General features: G+C 53.7%; 16 protein-coding genes. 14 read left to right on the top strand and 2 right to left on the bottom strand.

Going from position 1 to position 25,667, the window contains the following annotated elements; genetic code table 11:
• Positions 1–604, bottom strand: a 604-nt coding sequence (locus PRECH8_RS01245; RefSeq protein WP_200965268.1) for a cupin domain-containing protein, incomplete at its 3' end; no start/stop codon positions are given.
• 336 nt (positions 605–940) lie between these two features.
• On the opposite strand from PRECH8_RS01245, the gene PRECH8_RS01250 reads away from it, so the two are divergent.
• From PRECH8_RS01250 to PRECH8_RS01285, 5 genes are all read left to right on the top strand, one after another.
• Positions 941–2,614 carry an extracellular solute-binding protein gene (locus tag PRECH8_RS01250; protein WP_200965269.1) on the top strand — a complete coding sequence of 558 codons (1,674 nt, stop codon included), beginning with the start codon at positions 941–943 and terminating at the stop codon, positions 2,612–2,614.
• An 84-nt stretch (positions 2,615–2,698) separates the two neighbouring features.
• Positions 2,699–4,462, top strand: a complete 1,764-nt coding sequence (locus PRECH8_RS01255) for a sensor histidine kinase (RefSeq protein ID WP_242457366.1) — start codon at positions 2,699–2,701, stop codon at positions 4,460–4,462.
• Positions 4,434–6,077 (top strand): helix-turn-helix domain-containing protein, encoded by a 1,644-nt coding sequence (locus tag PRECH8_RS01260; protein ID WP_308808407.1) that lies wholly within the window; start codon positions 4,434–4,436, stop codon positions 6,075–6,077. Before PRECH8_RS01255 ends, PRECH8_RS01260 begins: the two co-directional genes overlap by 29 nt.
• Entirely contained in the window at positions 6,077–10,096 is a 4,020-nt protein-coding gene (locus PRECH8_RS14415) for a family 43 glycosylhydrolase (RefSeq protein ID WP_242457367.1), read from the top strand. The genes PRECH8_RS01260 and PRECH8_RS14415 overlap by 1 nt, the downstream gene beginning before the upstream one ends.
• Positions 10,089–11,603 (top strand): glycoside hydrolase family 43 protein, encoded by a 1,515-nt coding sequence (locus PRECH8_RS01285; protein WP_200965271.1) that lies wholly within the window; start codon positions 10,089–10,091, stop codon positions 11,601–11,603. Before PRECH8_RS14415 ends, PRECH8_RS01285 begins: the two co-directional genes overlap by 8 nt.
• Positions 11,604–11,651: 48 nt before the next feature.
• Here PRECH8_RS01285 and PRECH8_RS01290 read toward each other — a convergent pair whose 3' ends face one another.
• On the bottom strand, positions 11,652–12,461 hold the full coding sequence (locus PRECH8_RS01290; RefSeq protein ID WP_242457368.1) for a helix-turn-helix domain-containing protein: 810 nt from the start codon (positions 12,459–12,461) through the stop codon (positions 11,652–11,654).
• Between the two features lie 317 nt (positions 12,462–12,778).
• Here PRECH8_RS01290 and PRECH8_RS01295 point away from each other — a divergent pair, with 317 nt between their 5' ends.
• The 9 genes from PRECH8_RS01295 (at position 12,779) to PRECH8_RS01335 (ending at position 25,665) form a co-directional block, all read left to right on the top strand.
• On the top strand, positions 12,779–14,170 hold the full coding sequence (locus PRECH8_RS01295) for an ABC transporter substrate-binding protein (RefSeq protein WP_200965272.1): 1,392 nt from the start codon (positions 12,779–12,781) through the stop codon (positions 14,168–14,170).
• A gap of 156 nt (positions 14,171–14,326) precedes the next feature.
• Positions 14,327–17,158, top strand: a complete 2,832-nt coding sequence (locus PRECH8_RS01300; RefSeq protein ID WP_200965339.1) for an extracellular solute-binding protein — start codon at positions 14,327–14,329, stop codon at positions 17,156–17,158.
• 45 nt (positions 17,159–17,203) lie between these two features.
• A complete protein-coding gene (locus tag PRECH8_RS01305; protein WP_200965340.1) occupies positions 17,204–18,136 on the top strand; it encodes a carbohydrate ABC transporter permease in 933 nt (310 codons plus the stop codon).
• A 22-nt stretch (positions 18,137–18,158) separates the two neighbouring features.
• On the top strand, positions 18,159–19,013 hold the full coding sequence (locus PRECH8_RS01310) for a carbohydrate ABC transporter permease (protein ID WP_200965341.1): 855 nt from the start codon (positions 18,159–18,161) through the stop codon (positions 19,011–19,013).
• Between the two features lie 13 nt (positions 19,014–19,026).
• Positions 19,027–20,520 carry an NHL repeat-containing protein gene (locus PRECH8_RS01315; protein ID WP_242457369.1) on the top strand — a complete coding sequence of 498 codons (1,494 nt, stop codon included), beginning with the start codon at positions 19,027–19,029 and terminating at the stop codon, positions 20,518–20,520.
• Entirely contained in the window at positions 20,507–21,139 is a 633-nt protein-coding gene (locus tag PRECH8_RS01320) for a YIP1 family protein (RefSeq protein ID WP_200965343.1), read from the top strand. Before PRECH8_RS01315 ends, PRECH8_RS01320 begins: the two co-directional genes overlap by 14 nt.
• A 15-nt stretch (positions 21,140–21,154) precedes the next feature.
• Positions 21,155–23,698, top strand: a complete 2,544-nt coding sequence (locus PRECH8_RS01325; protein ID WP_200965273.1) for a DUF5696 domain-containing protein — start codon at positions 21,155–21,157, stop codon at positions 23,696–23,698.
• Positions 23,699–23,748: 50 nt separating this feature from the next.
• Positions 23,749–24,603 (top strand): carbohydrate ABC transporter permease, encoded by an 855-nt coding sequence (locus PRECH8_RS01330; RefSeq protein ID WP_200965274.1) that lies wholly within the window; start codon positions 23,749–23,751, stop codon positions 24,601–24,603.
• Positions 24,604–24,699: 96 nt separating this feature from the next.
• Positions 24,700–25,665 carry a carbohydrate ABC transporter permease gene (locus PRECH8_RS01335; RefSeq protein WP_242457371.1) on the top strand — a complete coding sequence of 322 codons (966 nt, stop codon included), beginning with the start codon at positions 24,700–24,702 and terminating at the stop codon, positions 25,663–25,665.
• Positions 25,666–25,667 lie beyond the last annotated feature (2 nt).

The raw sequence follows: 25,667 nt of genomic DNA on the forward strand, positions 1-25,667 counted from the left end.
TAGATTGCACATTAGATTGCATATCAACGGTTTTGTTGAGATTGCCTGTATGCCCGGCTCCATGGCTTAGTGCAGACGGATTGCACGCAGGGCCTATGAAGGTTGCAGGCTTCACGCGAGCAATCGCTTCCCGCCACAGCTGCTCGGGAATACAGTAGGTGTAGGCCATGATATTCGCCGGTGTCAACTTGAGCAGATCGGATCCCAGGATCACCTCCGGCATCGGTGCATTGAAGATCGCCAAGAGATGGGTCTGATCCGTCAGCGCCAATTCATAATGCCACCAGCCCTTCGGCACATTGACGATTTGTCCCGGGGTGATGGTGTAATTGAGGATCTGCTTCGTAAAGGGGCTTAGAATGGATACCGTGACAGATCCGGAGATACAGTAGATCGTTTGCGCGGCATTTTGATGATAGTGGGGTTCGATGATCTGATGGGCGCTCATGTAGATATCCAGAAGCGAGATGTGATCCAGGGTGTTCAGCTGCTCCACTCCTGCTAAGTTGATGTAATTCTGCTGGTTTTTGATGTAAAAAGGATTCGTGTTGAGGTCAAAGGCGAATTGCGCCGCCGGAGACGATAAATCAATGGATTCGCCCAAGGTTTGTTCTCCTCCTCATCTGGGGGCTATTGATTCAGTTGTTGATATAGGCATTCATATGCAATCGGCAGGGCGAAGGTGTTGGGTTTAAGGGATCCCGCGTGATTTTCTGTTAAGATGGATTTGATGGAATAGATGTTAGAATGTGCCTGGCGTCCGCGCGCTTCGGTCTGTATACTTAAGTCTGCGGCTGTTGTGCGGAGGCATGCTTATTTCTATAAGTAAACAACGGGCAAGAAACCAAAGTTTTGCTCATTGTAATCGCATTCAATAGATTTGATAATAAGGGCAACAGCTGTATTTGACGTCAATTATAGCGAAAAGAGGTTGCAACCGATGCTTGGACCGGTTCGGATGATGATCAAGCTGCTGGCGTTGGTGCTTGTTTGTGTGCTTTGTACCGTATCCTGCGAGCACGGGATATCCGGCGAGGATTCAGCGGCGGAGGAGGTGCACACGAAGCATTCGCTCTATGATGAATTAGGCCTGCTGCCGTATGATCCGCCCATTGAACTTTCGATGGCGGGAGAGAGCAGCATCTTCATCGAGGAACTCATGCAGGTATTCCCCGATGAAAGCTTAGCTGATAATCGCTGGACTAGGCTGTATGAAGAAGTGCTCGGCATCAAGATCGTCTATGACTGGATCGAGAGAGGGGATATGTACGACAAGAAACTCGGCGTAGCCATATCCTCCGGGGATATCCCCGATGTGGTGCGGGTGGATGCCAATCAGCTGCGTCTATTGAGCAACGCGGGGCAAATCCAAGACTTGACGAAGGCCTATCTGCAATATGCCACGGATCTTACGAAAGGAGTATTAACCCAGGAAGGGCTGGGGCCGTTTCAAGCGGCGACCATCGACGGCAGGCTGATGGGCATCCCGCAGGTGGATTCATCGATCGATAAGGCTTCGCTGATCTGGATCCGCACGGATTGGCTGGAGAATCTGGGACTTAAGCCGCCGAAGACGATGGATGATGTGATCGCCATAGCGAAAGCGTTTACAGAGGAAGATCCGGATCAAAACGGGCTGCATGATACCTACGGTCTCGCTGCAACTCACTACCTGTGGGACCCGGTGGCAGGTCTGGCAGGCTTCATGGCGGGTTATGATGCCTATCCGCAGCTGTGGCTGGAAGATGAGGAGGGCCGCCTCGTATACGGCGGCATCCAGCCCGAGGTCAAAGAGGCGCTGGCCGCGCTGCAGGATCTCTATCAGCAAGGGATCCTTGACCCTTCCTTTGCGATTAAGAAGGGGGAACAAGTGAAGCAGGACATCATCGACGGCAAGATCGGCATGATGTACGGCGAGCAATGGGGCGCGTTCCATGTCGGAGGCAGCAGGAATACCGATTCCTTTGCGGACTGGAAGGCTTTTCCGATCGTTTCGGCCTATGATCACCCGCCCATGGTCCCGCTCAAGTTCACGATCTCATCGTTCTTCGCCGTGCGGTCCGATTATGAGCATCCCGAGGCCGTCGTTAAGCTGTTTAATCTTCATCTGGAGAAAAATTGGGGCCAAACCGCTGAGTATGAGCGTTACTACAATGATTCGGGCTCTGTCTGGCAGTTTTCTCCGGTTACCCCCTTCCCGCCCAGGAAGAACCTCAATGCATATCGGGAGATCGAGGCTTACAGGAAGGGTGAGCTGCAGGAATTTGTGACGCAGGAAGCGCAAGCGATCTGGGGTTATATGCGATCCTATCAGGAGGAAGGTGATGCCGGGGGCTGGGGATGGGAGAGGATCTATGGACCCAGCGGCGCCTATGCGATCATCGATGCCTATGATAAGAACGGTCAACTGCTGTATGACCGGTTCACCGGCGTGCCCACGCCGACGATGATCGACCAGGATAAGTTCTTGCAGCATCTGCAGAACGAGATGTACATCAACATCATCCTTGGAGATCCGCTCGAAGAATTCGACCGCTTCGTCGAGCAATGGTTGATGCTGGGCGGTGAACGCATCACCCAGGAAGTGAATGAGTGGTATCAATCGAGGGGCTGATTCAAGGCCGGATACCGGCTCATGATCGCTGCATCGCGCAGGCCGTCCGCCGCACTTCATCGGTACAGCAATGGAGGAATCAGATTGTTAAGGTTTCCGGTCACTTCATTACGCAATTCGATCTTTACTCGAATGGTCATCATCTACCTGATCTTCGTCATCCCGATCATCCTGCTCGGCATCTACCTGTACAGCTGGAGTTATCATAACGCCAGCGAAGAGATCTCCCGGGCGCAGGAAGCGCAGCTCGCTTCCTATCTTGACAACCTGGAGCGCGAGATCGCTTGGCTGGAGCTGCAGATGTTCGACATCAAGGAGGATAATGAGATTCACCGCGCGGCGGTGACCTGGTCGCTGCTGAGCAATGTGGAGCGGAAGAACAGTTTGATCTATGTGCAGCAGCGGCTGGTATCGATCAAGAACAGCAGTTCCTTGATCAAGGATGTCTATGTGCACATGCGGCCCGCGAATCAGTCGGTCTCCGCTGTCATGGGGATCTACGATTATGATAAGGGAGCTTTTGACCATCTCAGCTGGAACTCCCGCTACCATGAAGGGAAATTTGTCTTGATGAACGATGCCTTGCAACTGGCTGCCCTGAAGCAGAGTGGCAGGAAGAGCGAGCCGCCGCTGTTCATCGTTCAGATCGAATTGGATACGGATGAGATGCTGCAGTCGATGGAACGGCTGAACTTGTATACGGGAAGCGGCTCGCTGCTGATCTTCGATGCCCTTGGCTACGTACTGGCAAGCGGCGAAGGGGACCACCAGCTGCTGCAGGAGTCCATAATGAACTTGAAGCCGGAGATCGCAAGCCCACAGATCTTGACGATCCAAGGCGAGGAGTATCAGCTTAACCGACTGGCATCGGAGGAGCTGCGGCTCAGCGTCGTCAGTTACCTGCCGGAAGTAGAAGTCAAGCGTCCGCTCCATCGATTCGAGCAATGGGCTTGGATCTATGCCTGTGTATCCTTGCTTGCCGTGGTGGCTTATGCCTACATCAGTTACAAGGAGATCCATCAGCCGCTGCTTGTGCTGGTGCGCAGTTTCCGCAAGATGGAAGGAGGCATGCTTGATCTTCATATCGATCACAATCAGCATGATGAATTCGGGTATTTGTACGACCGCTTTAATCAGATGATCAGCCGCCTGCAGGATCTCATCGAGCAGGATTATAAACGGCAGATGATGGTGCAGCGAGCGGAGTTGAAGCAGCTCCAGTCGCAGATTAATCCGCACTTCCTCTATAACAGTTTCTTCATCCTGCATTCGATGGCGAAGGTGGGCGATCTTGAACGGATTGAGGAATTCACATTGATGATCGGGGAATATTTCCGCTTCATCACCCGCAACGGCGAGGATTTTGTCGCTCTGGAAGACGAGACGCGGCACTCCCGGATGTACACGGAGATTCAGAAGCTTCGTTTCTCACGACGGATCAAGGTCCAGTTCGGCGATTTGCCGGAAGGGGTAGAGCGGGTGAGGGTGCCTAAACTGATCATCCAGCCGATCATTGAGAACGCCTATGAACACAGCTTGGAAAGAACCGAGGAAGGATGCCTCAGCGTCTCCTTCCATAGAACAGGCAGTTTCCTTCAGATCATCGTGGAGAACAGCGGCGACATCTCAGATCAGGAGATTGAAGAGCTCCGGAAGCGACTGAATCATACGCCGGAAACCCATGAGATGACGGGAATGATCAATATTCACAGACGTCTGATCCTGGCCTTCGGCGAAGAGAGCGGCCTCTTACTGTCGAGAAGCGATATGGGCGGACTGAAAGTCACCATTCAGATCATGTTAGATGGGAGGAGCGGGGATGATGCATCGCCTGTTGATCGTGGATGATGAGGAGATCATCACGGACAGCTTGTATGAAGTATTCAACCAGGTGATGTCCGACGAACTGGACATCTATCGGGCTTATTCCGCAAGAGAGGCGCTGGATTGGTTATCGCGAACCCGGATCGACATCGTCCTGACGGATATCCGCATGCCGGGGATGAACGGCCTGGAGCTGATGGATGAGATTCAGATCTATTGGCCGCGCTGCCGCATCATCTTCCTGACGGGGCACAGCGAATTTGATTATGCCTATCAAGCGATGAAGGTGCCCAGCGTTCGCTATCTGCTGAAGACCGAAGGTTATGACAAAGTCGTGCAGACGGTTCGTGAGGTCTTGGAAGAGATCCGCCACCATGAACGGATGGACCAGCTGATCAGCAAATCCCAGGAGCTGATGGGAGAGGTGCAGCTGCTTTGGCAGCGGGATTATTTCCGCTATCTGATTCAACATCCGGAGGAGATGAAAGAGGAGGATTTGGCGAATGATTTTCAGCGCCTGAATATTCCCTTGGATGTCCGCATGCCGGTGGTTTTGGTCTTAGGCCATCTCGAATACCGCGACGGTCTGACCTTTATGGAACGCTCCGAGCAGTTGAATGAAGTCAGGCTGCTGTGGCATTCCTACTTCGCTGAACATGTGCGGAGCATCGGCATCGAAGACCCTTACGGAGATGTCCTGTGGTTCATTCAGCCGTCTCATCCGCATCATGAGGAGCAGAGGCATGAACATTTTCATCGCTATCTAGAGGGGACGATGGAGCTGATACAGCAGACGGTGATGGAGGACAAAGGGCTGGCGCTGACCTTCGTGATCAGCAGCGCTGCTTGCCGCTGGCTTGACGTATCGCAGCAGTATGAACGCCTCCATCTGCTGCGCCACCTCCGCTTTGGCGGCGGATTGCCCGCGATTCTCCGCGATCAGCAGGAGGACAGCGAGGAACTCGCTTGCCAGGATGCCTATCGGATGAAGCAGAAAGTCGATGTCCTGGCCGCTCACCTGGATGCCGGGAAAGTCGATGAGTTCCATGCTGGCTTCGATGAATTGATGATGAATGTCGTAGCTTTGAATCCGGCGACGAATGCGGCGCTGGCCGTGGAGATCTATTACGGGATCGCCCTGATCCTGCTGGGACATATCAACCGCTTTGGTCTGCAGTCCGATGTCGGCGATTACAGCAAACTCATGAAATTCGATGAACATCCCTCACTCAGTGAAGCTTTCATCTATCTCTATCAAGTCGCAGGCCGCATCTTCGAATCCAACCGGCTTAAGGAGAAAGATCGGGCGGCGAAGGTCATCGACCGGGTCTGCGATTATATCATCGCTAACTTGAGTGAGGATCTGTCCCTGGTGCGGCTGGCTGAGGTCCATTATTTCAATCCTTCCTATCTATCGCGGCTGTTCAAACAAGAGAAAGGCATGAATCTTTCGGAGTTCATTGAGCAATGCCGCATAACCAAGGCGAAGGAATTGCTGGCCAATCGCGACCTGAAAGTGCGGGAAGTCGCTGCAGCCGTCGGTTACGAAGCGGCGCATTCCTTCACGCGATTCTTTAAGAAAACAACCGGCCTGTCTCCTCAGGAGTACAGGGATCAATTAATAGGAGGAGCAGTATGATGAGCATTCAAGCCAAGCGGCTGATGCCGTACCTCGCAGCCGCGGCGGTACTGCTCGCTGCAGCTGCAGCCATCATCATCACCTTAAACCGCAGCATCCTGCCGCCGCAGGCGAAGGATCCGGGCTATGCCGAGAATCCGATTATCTGGGCGGATGTCCCGGATCCGAGCGTGATCCGCGTCGGTGATGAATACTATATGTCCAGCACGACGATGCACATGATGCCTGGAACGCCGATCATGCGGTCGACGGATCTGGTGAACTGGGAGATCATCGGCTATCCCTATGATCGTTTGGAGGAGAATGACGCTTATGCCCTTCGCAATGGTCAGAACGCTTACGGCAAAGGCTCGTGGGCGAGCAGTCTGAACTATCGCGACGGCGTATTCTATGTGCTGTTCTCTGCCTTGGATACGGGCAAAACGTATCTGTTCAGCACGACGGATCCGGCAGGGCGCTGGAGCCGCACGGAGTTCCCGATGTACATGCATGATCCTTCCCTGCTCTTTGATGACGACGGCAGGGCCTACATCATCCACGGGCGAACGGATCTGACGGTGACGGAACTGAGCGAAGACTACAAGTCCTTGAAGCCGGGCGGTCTGAATCAGACGATCATCACCTCGGGCAAAGAGGGAATGGAAGGCGCCCATGCCTACAAGATCAACGGGCGGTACTACATTGCCACGATCTGGTGGGAAGAGGGCAATATTCGCAGGCAGTATGTCTATCGGGCCGACCGCATCGAGGGACCGTATGAAGAGCGTCTGGTACTAAGCGATACCATGGGTTATAAGCATCACGGCGTGGCCCAGGGCGGACTGGTCGATACGCCTGAGGGCGATTGGTACGCGATGTTGTTCCAAGATCATGATGCCGTCGGACGCGTGCCGGTGCTCGTGCCGGTGCGCTGGGAGGACGGCTGGCCGGTATACGGCGATGAAGAGGGCAAGGTACCGCTGCGATTCGCTAAACCGGGCGTAAGTGACTTTGAAACGGAACTGGTGCAAAGCGACGAGTTCTATCAAGAGGAAGCCTTCTTCCCCGAGGAGGATGACGCTGATCCGGCGGGCGATGAAGGGATGGAATATACCAAAAATCCCCGCTTCGATGAGGGACTGGCCCATTGGAAGGCCAGAGGATCGGAGATCAAGATCATCGAAGAGGACGGCCAGTCTATCGCCCATGTTTCGAAACGAAGCGGCACCTGGGCCGGCATCGAACAAAGTTTCAGCTGGCGGCTGCAGCCCGGCAAGGAATACCGGGCGGCATTCCGCATCAAGTATACAGAGGGACCGGAGTCCAAGGAGTTCATCCTGACTGCTCAGAAGGTGATCGATGGTCAAACCTCTTATCAGAACCTGGTGAGAGGAACGGTCAAGAAAGGGGAGTGGCAGGTCATCCAAGGCACCTTCACGATCCCGGAGGAAGCGGCCAGCATCGATCTGTTCCTGGAGACGCCTTGGGTGGAGCATCCTGATCCGGAGAAGGATCTGATGGATTTCTATGTTGATTATCTATCCATCAAGGAGAGCGGAAGCGGCGGGGCCAATCCCGAATCGGCTCCCAACGGATCAAAGCTGGGCCTCACCTGGCAATGGAACCATAATCCGGATAACAGCAAGTGGTCCTTGCTTGAACGCAGGGGATACCTCCGCCTGTATACGGCAAACATCGCCGACAATCTCGAGCAGGCGCGGAACACCCTAACCCAGCGGACCATGGGACCTTACAGCTCCGGCTGGATCGCTCTGGAGACGAGCCGTATGCTGGAGGGCGACTACGCAGGACTTGCCGCCTTCCAGAAGGAGTATGGATTCATCGGGGTCACGAAGCAGAACGGGACTTCTTATATCGTCATGGAGCGCTGGGACGGAGAACAGGCCAGAACGGAGCTGCTGGAGGAACGCGTCTATCTGAAGGCAGATCTGGACTTTACCGTCGATCGGGCAAGGTTCTACTACAGTTATGACGGCGTGCAGTGGGAGCCCTTCGGCACGGAACTGCAGATGAGGTATACCTTGCCGCACTTTATGGGCTATCGGTTTGCCATCTTCAACTTCGCTACGAAGCAGACCGGCGGATATGTCGATGTCGATTATTTCCGCTTCGCGCCGGAACTGACCGGCAGCCGCACGCCGGAGGATTACCGGGTCTATATGAGCACGGATACGATCGTTGTCAGCAGTGATCCGGAGCTCACCTATGACCTCCCGATCCTGATCAACCGCTATCCTGAAGGGGAGTCTGTAAGCGAGATTCGCCTGGAGATCGCAGCCGGGGATACCGTTGAAATCATCGATTTCCTCCCCCATGAAGCGAATCTGGGAGCGGTAAAGGTAAACACCGGTCAAAAGGATGGCAGCTGGACTGTCAGCATCTTGCCTGAGGACGGCGAGGAAGCGATCATCTATGACAACCATGACCGAAGCCGCCGCTTTGCGGTGCTTCGCATCCGAGCCAAGGCGGCTCACGATTACGATCAAACCGATCCAGAGGAGGTTCAATTAAAAGCAATGGAAATTTATCACAAGGATAACCGTCAAGAATCCTACAATGTCAGCAGTGCTAATGCGCGGATCAATGTGTTGAAACCCGCTGAGGCGATCGGCAAAGTTCCGCCAAGCGGCAACCCGCTCGTCTCTCATAAGTTCGGCGCAGACCCGTACGCACTGGTATACAACGGCCGCGTCTATCTCTATATGACCAATGATGTTTTTGAGTACGATGCGGACGGCAATATCAAAGATAACACCTATGCCAAGATCAACAAGATCGGCGTGATCTCTTCCGACGATCTGGTGAACTGGACGGACCATGGGGAGATTGCCGTTGCCGGTCCGCAGGGAGCAGCGAAGTGGGCGTCGCAGTCCTGGGCGCCGGCTGTGGTCCATAAGGTGATCGATGGTAAGGATCGATTCTTCCTGTATTTTGCGAACAATGCCAGCAATATCGGCGTGCTGACCAGCGACAGCCCGCTGGGACCGTGGGTGGATCCCATAGGCAAGCCGCTGATCGAGCGTTCTACACCGGGTGTGGAAGGGGTGCACTGGCTGTTCGATCCGGCTGTTCTCGTCGATGATGACGGCACGGGTTATATCTATTTCGGCGGCGGTGTGCCCGGCGAGCAGTTTGAACGGCCGCGGACCTCGCGCGTCATGCAGCTGGGCGACGACATGATCAGCGTGGTCGGCGAAGCCGTTGAGATCGATGCGCCTTTTATGTTCGAGGATAACGGCATCCACAAGCATAACGGCATTTATTACTATACGTACTGCTCGAATTTCTACAGCGGGGTTCGTCCTGAGGGCAGTCCCGGCGCCGGCGAGATCGTCTATATGTACAGCGAGAATCCGATGGGACCGTGGAAGTACGGCGGCACGATCCTGAAGAACCCGATGCATTTCTTCGGCGTCGGCGGCAACAATCACCATGCGATCTTCTCGTTCAACGGCGAATGGTATATCGCCTACCATGCTCAGACCTTGGCGAAAGCCATGGGTGAAGCGAAGGGATACCGCTCCACGCATCTGAACAAGGTCTATATGAACGAGGATGGATCGATTCAGGAGATCACGGCGGATTATGAAGGGGTACCGCAGCTGAAACCGCTCGATCCTTTCCAGCGGGTGGAAGCGGAGACCTTCGCATGGAATGCGGGTGTCAAGACAAGAGCCGCGGAAGAAGGAGATCCGGAAAACCGCGTGCTGACGGAGATTCAGAGCGGGGACTGGATCGCCCTCTCGCAGGTGGATTTCGGCGATTCCGAAGCGATAAGCTTTATCGCATCCATCGGCAACGTCCGTGCGGACAGCTTCATCGAACTGCGTCTGGGCAGTGTCGACGGCGAACGGATCGGCACGCTGCCGATTGCCGTGAAGGATGCTGATACGGGATGGGCGGAGCTTCGCGCGGAGCTTTCGCCGGTACAGGGCGTGCACGATCTGTACTTGGTCTTTGCTGGTCCTGCGGGAGTCGATCTCTTCGAGATGGATTACTGGAGGTTGGCAGATGAATAAAACGGTCATTACCAACCCGATTATCTGGGCCGATGTGCCGGATGTCAGCGTGATCCGCGTCGGCACCGTATACTACATGGTCAGCACCAGCATGCATTCGATGCCGGGCTGCCCCATCATGCGCTCGGTGAATCTGAAGGATTGGGAGATTGTGAATTATGTCTTCGATATCCTGGAGGACAATGATGCCCACAACCTCCTGGACGGTAAAGGCATCTACGGGAAAGGTTCGTGGGCAGCCAACCTCCGGTATCATGAGGGAACCTTCTATGTGTGCTTCTCGTGCAATGATATGAACCGATTCTATATCTATACCACGAAGGATATCGAAAACGGTCCATGGGAACGCCATGTTGTGGGTGAGCTGTTCCATGATCCGAGCTTGTTGTTCGATGATGACGGCGTCTATGTGTTCTATGGCAACGGCGACATCAGGATCAGGGAGCTGACTTCCGACGGCACCCGCCTGAAGCCGGGCGGGATCGACCAGCTCGTCCTGGAAACGCCCCGCGAAGGCATCGGCCTAAGATGCGAGGGATGCCACGCATACAAGATCAACGGCTATTACTACCTCATCTTCATCGAGTGGCCAAGGACGGGCAACGCCCGGCGCAGAGTCGTCGGTTACCGCTCTAAGCATCTCTTGGGCCCCTACGAACGCAAGATTCTGCTCGATGATGATATGGGATATCGCAACCAGGGCATCGCTCAGGGCGGGCTTGTGGATACGCCTTCAGGGGATTGGTATGCGGTATTGTTCCAAGATCACGGCGCCGTGGGCCGCATCCCCTATGTTGTGCCGGTGACTTGGGAGGAGGATTGGCCGCTCATCGGCATCAATGGCAAGGTGCCGGTGTCCTTCGAGATCGATCTGCCGGAGGCGGAGCCGGGACCGCTGGTGATCAGCGATGACTTCGACTACGACGAAAACACACTGGCTCTGCAGTGGCAATGGAATCACAACCCGGATCACCGCCTTTGGTCCGTGACGGAACGGCCGGGCTGGCTGCGTCTTCGCACCGGCCGGCCGGTGCGGAATATCGAGCAGGCGCGCAATACCTTAACACAGCGTACGGAAGGACCGGCGTGCCGTGCGGAAGTGAAGCTCGATACTTCGCATATGACTCCGGGGGATTATGCCGGGCTTACGGCCTTGCAGCATTATTATGGAACCGTAGGCATTCAGTTGGATGAGCACGGGGAGCGTTATGCGGTGATGTGCGTCCGCGGGGAAGACGGAGAGCAGCAAGCCGTGGAGCGCATCCGCTGTGAGCAGAAGGTCGTTTGGCTGAAGATTGCGTTTGATTTTCGTGAGGACAGGGATACGGCGGACTTTTACTATTCTACAGATGGTCATACATGGCGCAGGATCGGAGACACCTTGCAGCTCAGGTATACGCTGCATCATTTCATGGGCTGCCGCATCGGTTTGTTCCATTATGCTACGGTGCAAGCGGGCGGGTACGCGGATTTTGATTATTTTAGGTACGAGCGGGATTCTGAATAACATAAATCGGGCAGGTGCTGTGAACGAAGCACCTGCCCGATTGTTATGTTAAGCCGTATCTTTCATTTTCTTGCGGTATTCATTGGCGCTTACGCCGGTGTATTCTTTGAATTTCTTATAGAACCAGTCCACTTCCGAATAGCCGACGCGGTGTGCGATTTCATAGATTTTGAGATCGGATTCGATGAGCAGACGCTTCGCTTTCTCCATGCGCTGCTGCAGCAGATATTCATTGAAAGACATCTTCTCATGCCGTTTGAACTTCTGACCGAGATAAGCGCAGTTAAAATGCAGCTCGTCGGAGATCTTCTTGAGCGTGATGTTCTGATGCAGCTGCTCTTGTACATAGCGCTTGATCATCTCAATAGTTGTACAGGCAGAAGAGGTGGACGGCTGCCCGGCAGCCTTCTCCTGCCGGCGTATGCTCGAGCGCAGATTTACAAGACAAACCTCCAGATCCTGTGCATCATAAGGATCAGGCAAATAATCGCTGACTTTCAGCATGATCGCTTTGTGCACGATGTTCATTTGCTTGCTGCCGCCGATAAGCAGGATCGAGGCGGTGCTGTGTTTCCTGATCTGTTCGCAGAGCCTCATGCTGAATGACGGAAGAGCTCGCAGGCTGATGATCACCAAATCAAAGGATTCCTTGTCAATCGCGTGCAGAACCTCCTCGAACGTCTGAGGTTCAGGCGCTTGTATCTCGTAGCCGAGGCGGTACCAATCCAGTTGCTCAAGGAGTCGTTTCCTTGATTGCGAATCCGGATCGACAAGCAGCGTATTGATCATGGAGTGCTGGCCCTCACTTTCGTAAGTTGTTTCATCATACGAAGCGTGGTTTACCTTCTTATCATCCATTATGTAAGCGTTGTCTTTTCTTCGCAATGTGCATCTTTTTAGAGTTGTAACATTTGTTTACTATTTGCTCACAGAGGCGAAGGCACTGGAAGAAACAAGTTGGAGGAAGGCGGAAATCCCTTGTTTCTTTAGGGATTGTGCAATTTTTTAGATTCCTCACATCCCTTGACATTTGACCCCTCTGATTATATGACATTAACCCCCAACTATACTTTCTAAGGTGAAACTATGCACTGAATCAGGTTGTTCGATTTCGAATGTAAACGCTATACTCGCCTTAAAATCAAGGAAAATTAATCATTGGCAGGGGGATTGTTATGCGGAAAATCTGGATGTTTCTAATTGTGTTCATGTTATCCATCACATTGGCTGCTTGCGGCGGAGGGAGCATGGATGATGCTGCGGCACCGGATTCGGTGAACAGCGCAAATGATACCGCAGCTGATGCCGACAACGAAGCAGCGAATGAAAATGAAGAAGCAGAGGAGCCGGCATCCGGGAATCCAAACGCATCGCCGGAGATGGATTTCGATCTCGGCGGACGCACGCTGACCTTCGTCTCATGGTGGGATATGACGATTCAAGAAGATAACCCGGACAATATTCAGAAGAAGGCCAACCTTGAAGCCCTGATGGCGAAGCACAACTTCAAAGTAGATTACGTTGTGATCGATTTTAACGAATATCAAGACAAAGTCGTTGCTTCGATCATGGCCGGCGAGCCGCTGGGCGATTATGTGCGCATGGGGAAACGCTATATGATCCCGTCCCTGGTGAAGCAGGATTTGTTCTGGCCGGTGGATGAGTGGACGAAGAACGACAATGTTTTCAACCAGAAAGTCACCAATGAATATTCGGTCTATAACGGCAGAGGTTATGGATTTAACGATCAGCCGAACTTGATCACAGGGATCTTCTATAACCGGACCTTGATGAATGAACTTGGAATAAAACCGCTTCAGGAATACGTGGACGAGGACAACTGGAACTGGGAGACGTTCATTCAAGTCGCGAAGGATGCGAACCGTGATACGGATAACGACGGTCAGATCGACGTTTGGGGCCTGGCCAAATCCGATGTGTTAGACATGGCTCTTGCGGCGAACGAGACGGACCTAGTCGCTGGAGATAAGCAGAACCTGGAGGATCCGAAGACGATCGAAGTGCTTAACTTTGTGTCCCGGATCGCCACGGAACAAGTGGCAAGACCTTCCGAAGGCGGAGATTGGACAGAACCGCGAGCATTCTTCGTACAGGGCAATGTCCTGATGTATCCGGGCGCGATGTATGAGATCGGCGGTTTAGTGCAAGACATGGCAGAATACGATATCGGCTTCCTGCCCTTCCCGAAGGGACCGAGCGCAAGCACGTATCATGCGGTTGAACCGGACGTACAATTCCTGACGATTCCGAAGACCGTGGATAAACCGAGGGAACTGCTCTATATCTACGAGAAGATCCATGATATCGAATCGATCTATGAATATCCGGACCAAGCGACTTTGGAAAGCCACTTCACGGACGAGAACGATATTATGAACGCCCGCATGGTCGGCGAGAACATGCGAGTGATCGACCGTCAAGCTTATCCATCACTGCCGTACTGGGACTTCTTGGGCGAATTGCAAAGCGGTGTATCGATATCGACGTTGATCGAGAAGTATAAGGCTCCGTTCCAAGCGGCGATCGATGAAGTGTGGCAGAACTAAAGCTTGAATAAAGCAGCGAATAGTCCCCATGGGGAATCCCCGGCTGATTCTCTCATGGGGACTGTTCACACCGGAGTGAAGGAGGGCGGAATTGTGGGTGCTCGTCGCATAAGGAAATTTGGAATCTGGGCTCTCGTGATCGTGTTGATCATCGTGATGTTGAACATCATCCCGTCCGATCGTCCGCATCAGCTGCCGCTGACGGTGAAGGCGGATTTTACTCCGATCGTCGAGACGGTGGATGAAAACAGCTATTCCCTGTACTTGGAGAAACATGCCGATGCGAACCGCCCGAACCGCACGATTCGCATCGAGGGCGAGGACTATATCGAAGCTGACGGCGGTGAATTCATCACCGTTGAAGGCTATATGGGATTGGACGGTACAGCCGTGCTCACGCCGGAGATTGGATCGATCAGCTGGCGGGTTCCGATCGAGGAAGCGGGCTTGTATCAGATTCGCATCCATTACTTCCCAATGGAGGGCAAAAGCGCCGCCATCGAAAGGGAACTCCGAATCAACAGCGAGATTCCCTTCACCGGGGCGGAGATCCTGTTGTTCGACCGCGTATGGGATAACCGCGATCCAGAGATCAAGCGCGATGACCGCGGCAATGATCTCAGACCGCGGCAGGTGGAGAATCCTCGCTGGATGCTGGCTTCCTTTAAAGACAGTGATCATTATATAGAGGAGCCGTATTATTTTTATTTCGATAAAGGCGAGCAGATCATCACGCTTGTCTCGCTGCGTGAACCGATGGCGATCGATTATATCGAGCTGTACCAAGAGGAGGCGGTTCCTTCCTATCAGGAAGTCAAGGCCATGTATGAAGCACAGGGCCTAAAGCCGGTGCAGAACCAATTCATCAAGGTGCAGGGAGAAGCGGCCATAGCCAAATCTTCACCTACCCTGTATCCGATCTCGGACCGCTCGAGCCCGTCGGTAGAGCCGTACCATGTATCCAAGATTCGCATGAATGCCATCGGCGGTCAGAACTGGCGGCTGCCCGGGCAATGGATCGAATGGGAGATCGAGGTGCCGGAGGACGGGCTGTATCAGATCGCTCTTAAGCGGAAACAGGACCAGCTGCGCGGTGTCTACGCAACGCGCAGTCTCATGATTGACGGCAAGCACCCCTTTGAGGAGATGAAGCGCATCCGTTTCAACTACAACGCGAAGTGGCAGATGGATGTGCTCGGCGGGGATGAGCCGTATCTGTTTTACCTGACCAAAGGGAAGCACCGCATTCGAATGACGGTAACTCTGGGGGAGCTGGCTCCGCTCCTGCAGACGATCGAATCCAGTGTTCTGGAACTGAATGCGATGTATCGCAAGATCTTGATGATCACTTCGAACAACCCGGATCCCTTCCGCGATTATCAGCTGGAGAAACGGATTCCGGAGATGACGGAAGTGTTCGAACGGCAGGCGGAAATCATCGAATCCGTGGCCGATTATCTCAAGGAGATGACCGGTGAACAGAGCGATAAGGTCGCACCGCTGATCAATATGGTCGTCCAGCTGAAGGATATGGCGGAGCGGCCGGAGACGGTGGCGCGTCGCCTGGATACTTACAAGATCAACGTGGGCGGTCTCGGTACATGGATTCTGACCGTACAAGAGCAGCCGCTTACGATCGACTATCTCGTCGTGTACTCGCCGGATCAGGAGCTGCCCCGTGCGGAATCCACGTGGTTTGAGGATCTGAAGCATGAGGTGGGGGCGTTTTTTGCTTCCTATACGGAGGATTACACGAGCATCGGTAACGTTGAGCAGAAAGATCGCTCGATCGAAGTGTGGATTACGACAGGCCGCGACCAAGCGCAGGTGATGAAAGGCCTCATCGACGATCTGTTCACGCCGGAGACCGGGATCTCGGTACAGCTGAAACTCGTACCGCCCAACATCCTGCTGCCTGCGACCTTGGCCGGTGAAGGACCGGATGTTGCGATGCAGATGGGCGAGGATGTACCTGTGAACTACGCGATGCGCGGTGCAGCATACGATTTGACGCAGTTCCCTGATTTTGAGGAAGTGGCGGAGCGTTTCCGGGAAAGCGCCTTGACGCCGTACCGCTATGACGGAGGGGTATATGCGCTGCCGGAACAACAGTCCTTCCCGATGCTGTTCTACCGCAAGGATATCTTGGAGGAGCTGAATCTATCTGTTCCTGAGACTTGGGATGATGTCTACGATATGATCTCCGTCTTGCATAAGCACCATATGGATTTCTATCTGCCGATCGACAACACGCTTAACAACGGCAACCTGGTGCCGAACGCGACCTTTGCGATGCTTCTGTATCAGAATGACGGGGCGTTCTATACGGAAGATCATAAGCGCAGTGCACTGGACTCGGAGATCGCCATCGAGATGTTCCGCAGATGGACCCAATTCTATACGAATTATAAGTTCCCCGTACAGGTGGACTTCCCGAACCGCTTCCGGACCGGAGAGATTCCTATTGGCATCGCCGACTATACGACCTATAACCTGCTGACGGTGATGGCGCCGGAGATCAAAGGTTTGTGGGACTTTACGATTGTGCCCGGCACAAAGAAAGAAGACGGTACGATTCGTCATGACGTAGCCAGCACGACGACGGCGGTTCTGATCTTGGAGAAGGCCAAGGATAAGGAGGCCTCCTGGGAGTTCCTCAAATGGTGGACATCCAAGGACATCCAGATCCAATTCGGCCGCGAGATGGAGGCCCTGATGGGAGAAGCTGCGCGCTATCCGACGGCGAACATCGAGGCGCTGGAAGAGTTGCCGTGGCCCGTCGAGCATTACCGCAACCTGAACGAACAGTGGAAATGGGTGCGGGGAATCCCGCAGGTGCCGGGAGGATATTTTACAGGCCGTCACTTGGACAATGCCTTCCGCAAGGTGATCAATGCGGGTGAGAACTACCGCGAAGCACTGCTCGATTATGTCATCTATATCAATGATGAGATCGCGATCAAGCGGAAGGAATTTAACTTACCGTAAGGGCAAGGGGTGGAACCATTGCAAACTGACAGCGTGAAGCAGACGATGGCGCTTCCGGCTCAACTGAAGAAGCCGTCGTCCAGGTGGGCGCAGCTGAAGAGAGAGTTGTATAGGAACAGGCACTACTATATTCTCATGAGCCCTTATATGATTCTGTTTTTCCTGTTCACGGTGATCCCGGTCGTCCTCTCTTTTCTCCTGAGTTTCTTCTATTTCAACATGTTGGAGTTTCCGAGGTTTATCGGCTGGGATAATTACTCCCGTTTGTTCCTAAACGATGATGTCTTCCTGATCGCACTGAAGAACACGCTCCTGTTCGCCGTGATCACGGGACCGATCAGCTATATTGCTTGTTTCATCTTCGCATGGATTATCAATGAGCTGTCACCGAAGATCCGGGCCATCATGACGCTGGTCTTCTATGCCCCTTCGATCTCCGGCAACGTGTTCTTCATCTGGCTCATCGTCTTCTCCGGAGATAGCTACGGGTATCTGAACGGATTCCTCATGCGGCTCGGCATCATCCTTGAGCCGATCCAATGGCTGCAGAATGAAGATTATGTGCTGACGATCGTGATTATCGTGCAGTTGTGGATGAGCCTCGGCACGAGTTTCCTGGCCTTTATCGCCGGTCTGCAGAACATCGATCAGACGCTGATCGAAGCAGGTTCGGTAGACGGCATTAAGAACCGCTGGCAGGAGCTGTGGTATATCACCCTGCCTTCGATGAGACCGCAGCTGATGTTCGGTGCGGTGATGCAGATTACGCAGGCCTTCGCTGTGGCTGAAATCTCGATCGCCTTAGCAGGGTTCCCAAGCGTGAACTACGCAGCGCACACCGTGGTTACGCACCTGATCGACTACGGAACGATCCGCTTCGAGATGGGGTATGCATCCGCCATCGCAACGGTGCTGTTCCTGCTCATGGTCGGCACGAACAAACTGACGCAGAAACTCTTGAGAAAAGTAGGTGAGTGATGTGGCGGCTAAAGCACTGTCTATGTTTCGCATGCAGCGGAGGCTTAACCGCTCCTTAACGGTCAGCATCCTACTGTTCCTGGTGTTGGGGCTGTTCGGCGCCTTCATGTCGTTGCCGCTGATCTACACCGTGAACAATGCTTTTAAGCCCTTGGATGAGATCTTCATCTTCCCGCCGCGCTTCTTCGTGGTCAACCCAACGCTGGACAACTTCTATGATCTCGTGATCTTGATGGGCAACTCCTGGGTGCCGTTCTCGCGTTATATCGCGAATACGCTGCTCATCACCATCGTCGGCACCGCCGGTCATATCATCTTTGCCTCGGCGGCGGCTTATCCGCTGGCGAAGTACCGCTTTCCAGGGTCGCGCACCTTGTTCTCGATCGTCGTGCTGTCCCTGATGTTCTCGCCCCACGTAACCGCGGTGCCGAACTATATGGTGATGTCCTGGCTTGGCTGGATTGACACCCATGCCTCGCTGATCGTGCCGGCACTGGCATGGTCTTTGGGACTGTTCCTTATGAAGCAATTCATGGAGCAGATCCCCGATGCGATCCTGGAAGCTGCAAAGATCGACGGCGCTTCCGAATACCGCATCTTCTGGCAGATCGTCATGCCGAACGTAAAACCGGCGTGGCTTACGCTGATGATCCTGCAGTTCCCGGCGCTGTGGGGCTCTGACGGCGGGAACTTCATCTACAGTGAGAACCTGAAGACGCTGAACTATGCTTTGGGACAGATTTCACAGGGCGGGATTGCGCGAGCCGGCGTCGGTGCTGCCGTTGCTTTGATCATCATGAGCGTGCCGATCACCTTGTTCGTGATCTCGCAGAGCAGCGTGATCCAGACGATGGCGACTTCAGGATTGAAGGATTAGGGGGGAGCTGTGCATGACCAACCTCAGAGATGCTAGACATCGATCGGTTAGACGCCGTGCCGGGAAGTTGATGCTCAGCCTGCTCAGCTTCTTGATCGCTGCCGGGCTGATGCTGCCAAGCGTACAAGCTGCGCCTCCTCCTCCGTCATATAACTATTCGTATTGGAATGAAGCGGTGGCCTCCCCGGCTGCCTATCAAGCAACGAAGATCGTGACGGGAGAGATGATCGGGGCAGGTGCGCTTCTGGAACCGAATGATCTTCATGTGACTGAGGATCAGAAGGTGTATATCCTCGATTCGGGCAATAATCGCGTCGTCGTGACGGACGATCAGTTCCGCCTGCTCCGCATCATCGATTCCTTCGTGAACGAAGGACAAGTCGACGGCTTCAACCGTCCCTTGGGATTATATGTGACGAAGGATGAACAGTTGTATGTAGCGGATACCGGGAATAACCGGATCGTGCAGCTAGCGCCCGACGGCACGCTGCTTGCGATCGTGGAAGCGCCGGAATCGGATCTCTTAACGAGCACCTTCGTCTTCCAGCCGGCGCGGCTGGTCGTCGACCGAGCCGGCAGGATCTATGTGATGGCGATCGGTGTATTCGACGGCTTCATGGAATTCAACGCCGACGGAACCTTTACCACCTTCATCGGTGCGAACCGGGTCTATGTCGATCCCATCGAATATATCTGGAAACTGTTGTCGACGCGCGAACAGCGCAGCCAGATGGTGCAGTTTACGCCGACGGAATTCACGAACCTGGATATCGATGAAGAGGGGTTCATCTATGCGACAAACGGGGATGAATGGGGGGACAACATCAAGAAGCTGAACGCGCAGGGGACGGATATCCTGCGGCGCAACGGGTATTTCTCGCCCGGCGGGGACATCATCTATGACATCGACGAAGGGCCGGCCCGGCTGATCGATATCGACGTAACGGACAGCGAGATCTACTCCGTGCTGGATGCGAAGCAGGGACGGATCTTTACCTATAACGGCGACGGTTTCTTGATGTATGTCTTCGGCGGCAAGGGCAATCTCATCGGGGAGTTCCACACGCCGACAGCGATCGAGCGCATCGGGGATGATTTCATCGTATTGGACCGGGCGCTGGGTGAGATCACGGTATTCCAGACAACGGAGTACGGGCGTGTGCTGAATGAGGCGGTGCGCAGTTATTACAGAGGGGATGAAGAGCGCTCATCCGAGCTGTTCAAGCAAGCAGCGAATATGAATGCCAACCTGGAGTATGCGTACGACGGAATCGGCAAGTCTTTGTTAAGGCAGGGAGAGTACGAAGAGGCGGTGCATTATTTCCGGCAGGCGATGGATCGCAAGAATTATTCCAAGGCTTATCTGCTGTATCGAAAGGAAGTGCTGAGAGAGATCTTTCCTGCGCTGATGACATGCCTTCTGATCTTCATCGCGGCGTACATCGTTGTGCGGAGGGTTCTGAAATTGAGAGGAAGAAAGCAGGGTGTTCAGATTGAAATGGAGTAAAGAATGGCTGAGGTTTCCGTTCTATTTGACCGTTCGTCCATATAAGGCTTATTGGGAACTCAAGTATGAGCGGGATCTAAAAACCAGCTTATGGACCGCGGTGATTATCCTGGCGGCACTTTCCTTTACGATGATCCTGCAGAGTCAGTACAGCGGGTTTCTTGTCAATTACAATGACCCCCGCGAGCTGAACAGCCTCTTGGAAATCGTCTACGTCGTCGTACCGGTTCTGTTCTTCTGCATCGCCAATTGGTCTTTGACCACTCTGATGGACGGGGAAGGCAAATTCGTCGAGATCTTCATCTCAACCTGCTATGCTCTCACCCCGCTGATCATCATCAATCTGCCGTGGATCTTCCTGAGCAACTTTATCTCGTTGGAGGAGACAACCTTCTACTATGTCTCCAGCAGCATCGCAGCCCTTTGGTTCTTGTATCTGCTCTTCATAGGGAATATGACCGTGCAGCAGTTTACAGCCGGCAAAACGGTGCTTACGCTGCTTCTGACGGTCGTAGCGATGGGCTTCATGGCATTCCTATGCCTGTTGTTCTTCAGCTTGATCCAGCAGATCACCGGATTCGTCGTGACGATCTATCAAGAAATCGTGCTGCGCACCTAGAGAGGAGGGGGAGACATGAGAATGGTGAAAAAAGCGCTCTATGCCCTGTTGTTCATCGGTCTAATCATGATCACTGCTGCATGTTCCAGCTCAGAAACCGCATCGGGGCAGGATGATATGCGCATGCAGCTGCCGGAATCCGAGACGCTCAAGGCAGCGTTTACCGACAGCCGTCTCCCGGGCATGAAGGGAATCGCCGAAAGCGAGCACCTAAAGCTTTATATCCATGATCAAACCGCAGAGATCGCTGTCGTCGACCAACGCAGCGGCGAGATCTGGCGGAGTAATCCCGAGCACCGGGAGGAGGATCCGATCGCTTCGGGGACGAACAAGGACCTGCTGAGCGCTCAGACAAGGATTAATTTCTACAATAAATATGGGCAGATCAGCTCGGTCAACTCCTATACGGACAGCGTGGCTTATGGGCAGTTTGCTCTGGAGCCGATCGAACGCGGTGTTCGCGTGACTTACATGTTCGGCAAGGACGAGCGGGGCATCGATGATCTGCCGCAGAAGCTGAGTCCAGAGCGCTATGAGGAACTAACATCGAAGATGGATGATACCGGCAAACGCGCGATGCGCATCGGCTATGCTCAAGACAAGGAGACGGGGCTTTACAACCGGCTGGACGGTTCACTGAAGGGGCTGCAGCTGCAGCGCATCTTGGACGCCTTCGACTCCATCGGTTATACAGCGGAAGATCTTATGCGGGACTCGGAAGAACATGGGATCGTGATCGAGAAACCGGTGCCGCGGATCTTCTTCCTGACGATCGAATATATCCTCGACGGCGAAAGTTTGATCGTGCGCGTGCCGACTGAGGACATCCAATATCCGGATGAATATCCGATCAACAACATCACCCTGCTTAACTTCTTCGGTGCCGGCGGACCGGAGGACGAGGGATCCCTCTTCGTGCCGGACGGTTCAGGAGCATTGATCCATTTTAACAACGGAAAGGCCAGATATCCTTCTTACAGACAGGATGTTTACGGCCGTGATCTCACGCTCCAATACGGCGGCACGCTGTCCAGGGACCAAAGCATCCGCTTGCCGGTATTCGGGATTTTGCGGCCCAGCGGCGCGTTTTTGGGCATCATTGAGCAGGGAGCAGCAGCGGCTGCTATTAATGCCGACGTCAGCGGCAGACTGAACAGCTATAACCATGTGTATCCGAGCTTCTATTTTATCAACAAAGATGATGTCAGCCTGAATGCAGGCGGCCATAAACGCTCGCTGCCCAAATTCCAGGAAGAGCCGATGAAAACCGATTATGTCGTTCGCTACGTGTTCTTCAAACAGGACGAGGCGACCTATGTTGATCTCGCACAGTATTACCGGGAGTACCTGCTGGCGCGCAACCAGCTGCCGGAACGCTCGGCGGATGATGATGAGCATATCCCGTTCTATGTGGAACTAATCGGCAGCATCGAGAAGAAGAAACACTTCCTCGGAATCCCTTATCGTGCTTCGGAGCCGCTGACGACCTTTGGGGAGGCAGAGATCATCCTGAGCGAACTGCAGGAGCGCGGCATTCAGGATATCCGCTTGAAGCTGGCGGGATGGTTTAACGGCGGAATGAATCACACGCTCCCAGAGAAGATCAAGGTGAACCGCGTCCTCGGAGGCAGCAAGGGACTGCAGCGCCTGCAAGATTTTGCAGAGCAGCAGGGAATCGGCCTGTATCCGGATGTCAGCATCCTTCAGGTTTCGAATACGAAGGGCTTCAGCCGCTCGAAGGAAGCGGCCAGAAGACTGACCTCAACCCCGGCCGCTGTTTATCCGTACAATCTGGCGCTCAACCGGGCAGCGAGGGATCAGACGCCGTCCTATATCTTAGCGACGCGCTTGGTGGAAGGCGTCGTCGAAGCGATGCTGGACGATCTGCAAAGATTAGGGATGAACAGCATCTCGCTGCGCGACCTTGCTGAGCAGCTGCACAGCGATTACCGCAAGCGCAATCAGCTGGACCGCACGCAGTCGGAGCAGATCTCCATCCAGGCTTTGCAGAAGATTCGAGAAGCGGGCTTAACGATGATGGCGGACGGCGGCAATGCCTATGCCCTGCCTTATGTCACGGATATTACGAATGCACCGCTTGCCAACAGCCGGTTCAAGATCGAGGATGAAGAGATTCCATTCTATCCGATCGTTGTCCGCGGACATGTCGATTACGCTGGTGAACCTTATAATCTCTCGACCTATATCAATCCGCGCCAATATATTCTGAAGAATCTGGAATACGGCGCCGGCGTGTATTTCACATGGATCTATGAGCCCAATTACAAGCTCAAAGATACGGAATACCACCATCTCTATGCCGTCCACTACAAGGAATGGATCGATCTGGCGCAGGAGATGTATGAGGAGATTAACGCTGTGTTGAAGAACGTCCACGGGCAGCCGATCATCGGACACAGCAAGATGGCTGAGGGCGTGTACAAAACCACATACGGCAATGGATACTATGTCATCGTGAACTACAATCAGAACCCGGTTACCGTTGACAGCCAGACTATAGAAGCGGAAGGCTTCGTGACAGGTGGTGAACGATCCTGAGACCATTACAGCTTCTGAAGAAACGCTGGACCTATGAACAGCAGAAGGCCATGTGGGGAGTCGTCTATGTCTTGCCTTGGCTCATCGGATTCATCTTGTTCTTCTTGATCCCGCTGATAAACTCCCTGCGTTTCAGTTTCAGTAAAGTGGAGTCCAATGCCAACGGGCTGCAGGTGCAATTCATCGGCATGGACAACTACATCAATGCGTTGACGGTTAACACGAGCTTCAACCGGACACTCGTGGAATCGATCATCGATATGGTCGTGAATGTTCCGCTGATCGTGATCTTCAGCTTGTTCCTTGCGGTGCTGCTGAATCAGAAGTTCCGCGGCCGCGGCATCGCCAGGGCGATCTTCTTCCTGCCGGTCATCCTGGCTTCCGGCGTGATCGCCACGCTGGAGACGGAGAGCCTTATCGAGGCCCTGAATGCGGAGAACCAGACCGGCAGCTTTATCAGCGGGCTGCGCAGCTTCGAACTGCAGCGCATGATGTTGGAAGCGGGCGTGAATGAATCCATCGTCATGTATCTGACAGGAGCGGTGGATCGCATCTATGACATCGTCAGCCAGTCGGGGGTGCAGATTCTGATCTTCCTGGCGGGAATTCAGACCATCTCGCCGCACCTGTATGAGGCAGCGAAGATCGAAGGTGCGACGGGGTATGAAGCCTTCTGGAAGATCACGTTTCCGATGGTCAGCCCGCTCATCTTGGTGAACGTCATCTATACGATCATCGATTCTTTCGGCAACAATGAGACGACAGCGCTGATCCGCGAGGTCGGCTTTACGAACTTTAACTTCGGCTTAAGTTCGGCGATGGCCTGGCTCTATTTTGCCGCTGTGGCGCTGATCCTGTTGATCAGCACCTATATCATCTCGAAACGGGTGTTCTATTACGATTAACCATGTATGATCGGCGATGTGTAATGATGAACATCGAGCTTATGAGCGCAGACGGCATGCATTCAAATGCGCTGAATGCGACTATGTAGTGGAAGGGTGAGTCATTTGTTAGCTGCGGCACGCGCCCGAATCTTATCGCTGAACTTCTGGAAAAAGTGGCTGTGGATCATCGTGCGGTTTGTACTGATCGTAGGTTTGTCCTTCGTCATCCTGTATCCAATCTTGAAGAAGATTTCTACGGCGATTAAGGACAGAGCCGATCTGTATTCGCCGATCGTGGTATGGATCCCGGAGAATTTCTCGCTGGATAATTTCAGGCAGGCGATCCGCGTCATGGACTATTGGGAGACCCTGCTCAATACCTTTACCTTGGCCGGTATGACAACGGTGTTAACAGCGATTTCCTGTGCACTGGCAGGCTATGGATTTGCGAGATTGAAGTTCAAAGGCAGCAATGTCTTATTCGCCTGCGTCGTCCTGACGATCCTGGTTCCGCCGACCACGATCTTGATCCCGATGTATTTGAATCTCAAGGATTTCTCTTTGTTTGGTCTGATTCCGCTGTTCAACGGGGGCAAGCCCGTCAATCTGCTCAATTCGTATTGGCCCTTCGTCCTCACATCGATGACGGCGGTGTCCTACAAGGCGGGGCTGTTCATCTTCATCTTCCGCCAGTTCTTCCGCGGCATTCCGAAGGAGATCGAGGAAGCCGCCTATGTGGACGGTGCGGGGGTAACGAAAACTTTCACCCATATCATGCTGCCCAATGCGATTCCGGCGATCATCACGGTATGCTTGTTCTCTTTTGTATGGCAGTGGAACGACAGCTTCTTCACGACTACTTATCTCACGTCCAGCAAAGTGATGTCGACGCAGTTGTCGTCGCTGCCGCATAACCTGCAGGTGCAGCTGACGGCCGGCGTATCGCAGGAAGACCCGTTCTACTTAAGCATGGTTCAGGATACGGGAATTCTGCTGGCGATTCTGCCGCTGATCATCATCTATCTGTTCGTGCAGCGTTATTTCGTCGAGAGCGTCGAGCGCACGGGTATTGTCGGTTAATC

Source organism: Insulibacter thermoxylanivorax, assembly GCF_015472005.1.
GTDB classification, from domain to species: Bacteria; Bacillota; Bacilli; order Paenibacillales; family DA-C8; genus Insulibacter; species Insulibacter thermoxylanivorax.

Excerpts from the sequence above, each read along its gene's own strand:
- PRECH8_RS01250 (WP_200965269.1), top strand. The coding sequence starts at position 941 with ATGCTTGGACCGGTTCGGATGATGATCAAGCTGCTGGCGTTGGTGCTT.
- PRECH8_RS01260 (WP_308808407.1), top strand. The coding sequence starts at position 4,434 with ATGATGCATCGCCTGTTGATCGTGGATGATGAGGAGATCATCACGGAC.
- PRECH8_RS14415 (WP_242457367.1), top strand. The coding sequence starts at position 6,077 with ATGAGCATTCAAGCCAAGCGGCTGATGCCGTACCTCGCAGCCGCGGCG.
- PRECH8_RS01285 (WP_200965271.1), top strand. The coding sequence starts at position 10,089 with ATGAATAAAACGGTCATTACCAACCCGATTATCTGGGCCGATGTGCCG.
- PRECH8_RS01290 (WP_242457368.1), bottom strand. The coding sequence starts at position 12,461 with ATGGATGATAAGAAGGTAAACCACGCTTCGTATGATGAAACAACTTAC.
- PRECH8_RS01295 (WP_200965272.1), top strand. The coding sequence starts at position 12,779 with ATGCGGAAAATCTGGATGTTTCTAATTGTGTTCATGTTATCCATCACA.
- PRECH8_RS01300 (WP_200965339.1), top strand. The coding sequence starts at position 14,327 with ATGTTGAACATCATCCCGTCCGATCGTCCGCATCAGCTGCCGCTGACG.
- PRECH8_RS01305 (WP_200965340.1), top strand. The coding sequence starts at position 17,204 with ATGGCGCTTCCGGCTCAACTGAAGAAGCCGTCGTCCAGGTGGGCGCAG.
- PRECH8_RS01310 (WP_200965341.1), top strand. The coding sequence starts at position 18,159 with ATGTTTCGCATGCAGCGGAGGCTTAACCGCTCCTTAACGGTCAGCATC.
- PRECH8_RS01315 (WP_242457369.1), top strand. The coding sequence starts at position 19,027 with ATGACCAACCTCAGAGATGCTAGACATCGATCGGTTAGACGCCGTGCC.
- PRECH8_RS01325 (WP_200965273.1), top strand. The coding sequence starts at position 21,155 with ATGAGAATGGTGAAAAAAGCGCTCTATGCCCTGTTGTTCATCGGTCTA.
- PRECH8_RS01330 (WP_200965274.1), top strand. The coding sequence starts at position 23,749 with ATGTGGGGAGTCGTCTATGTCTTGCCTTGGCTCATCGGATTCATCTTG.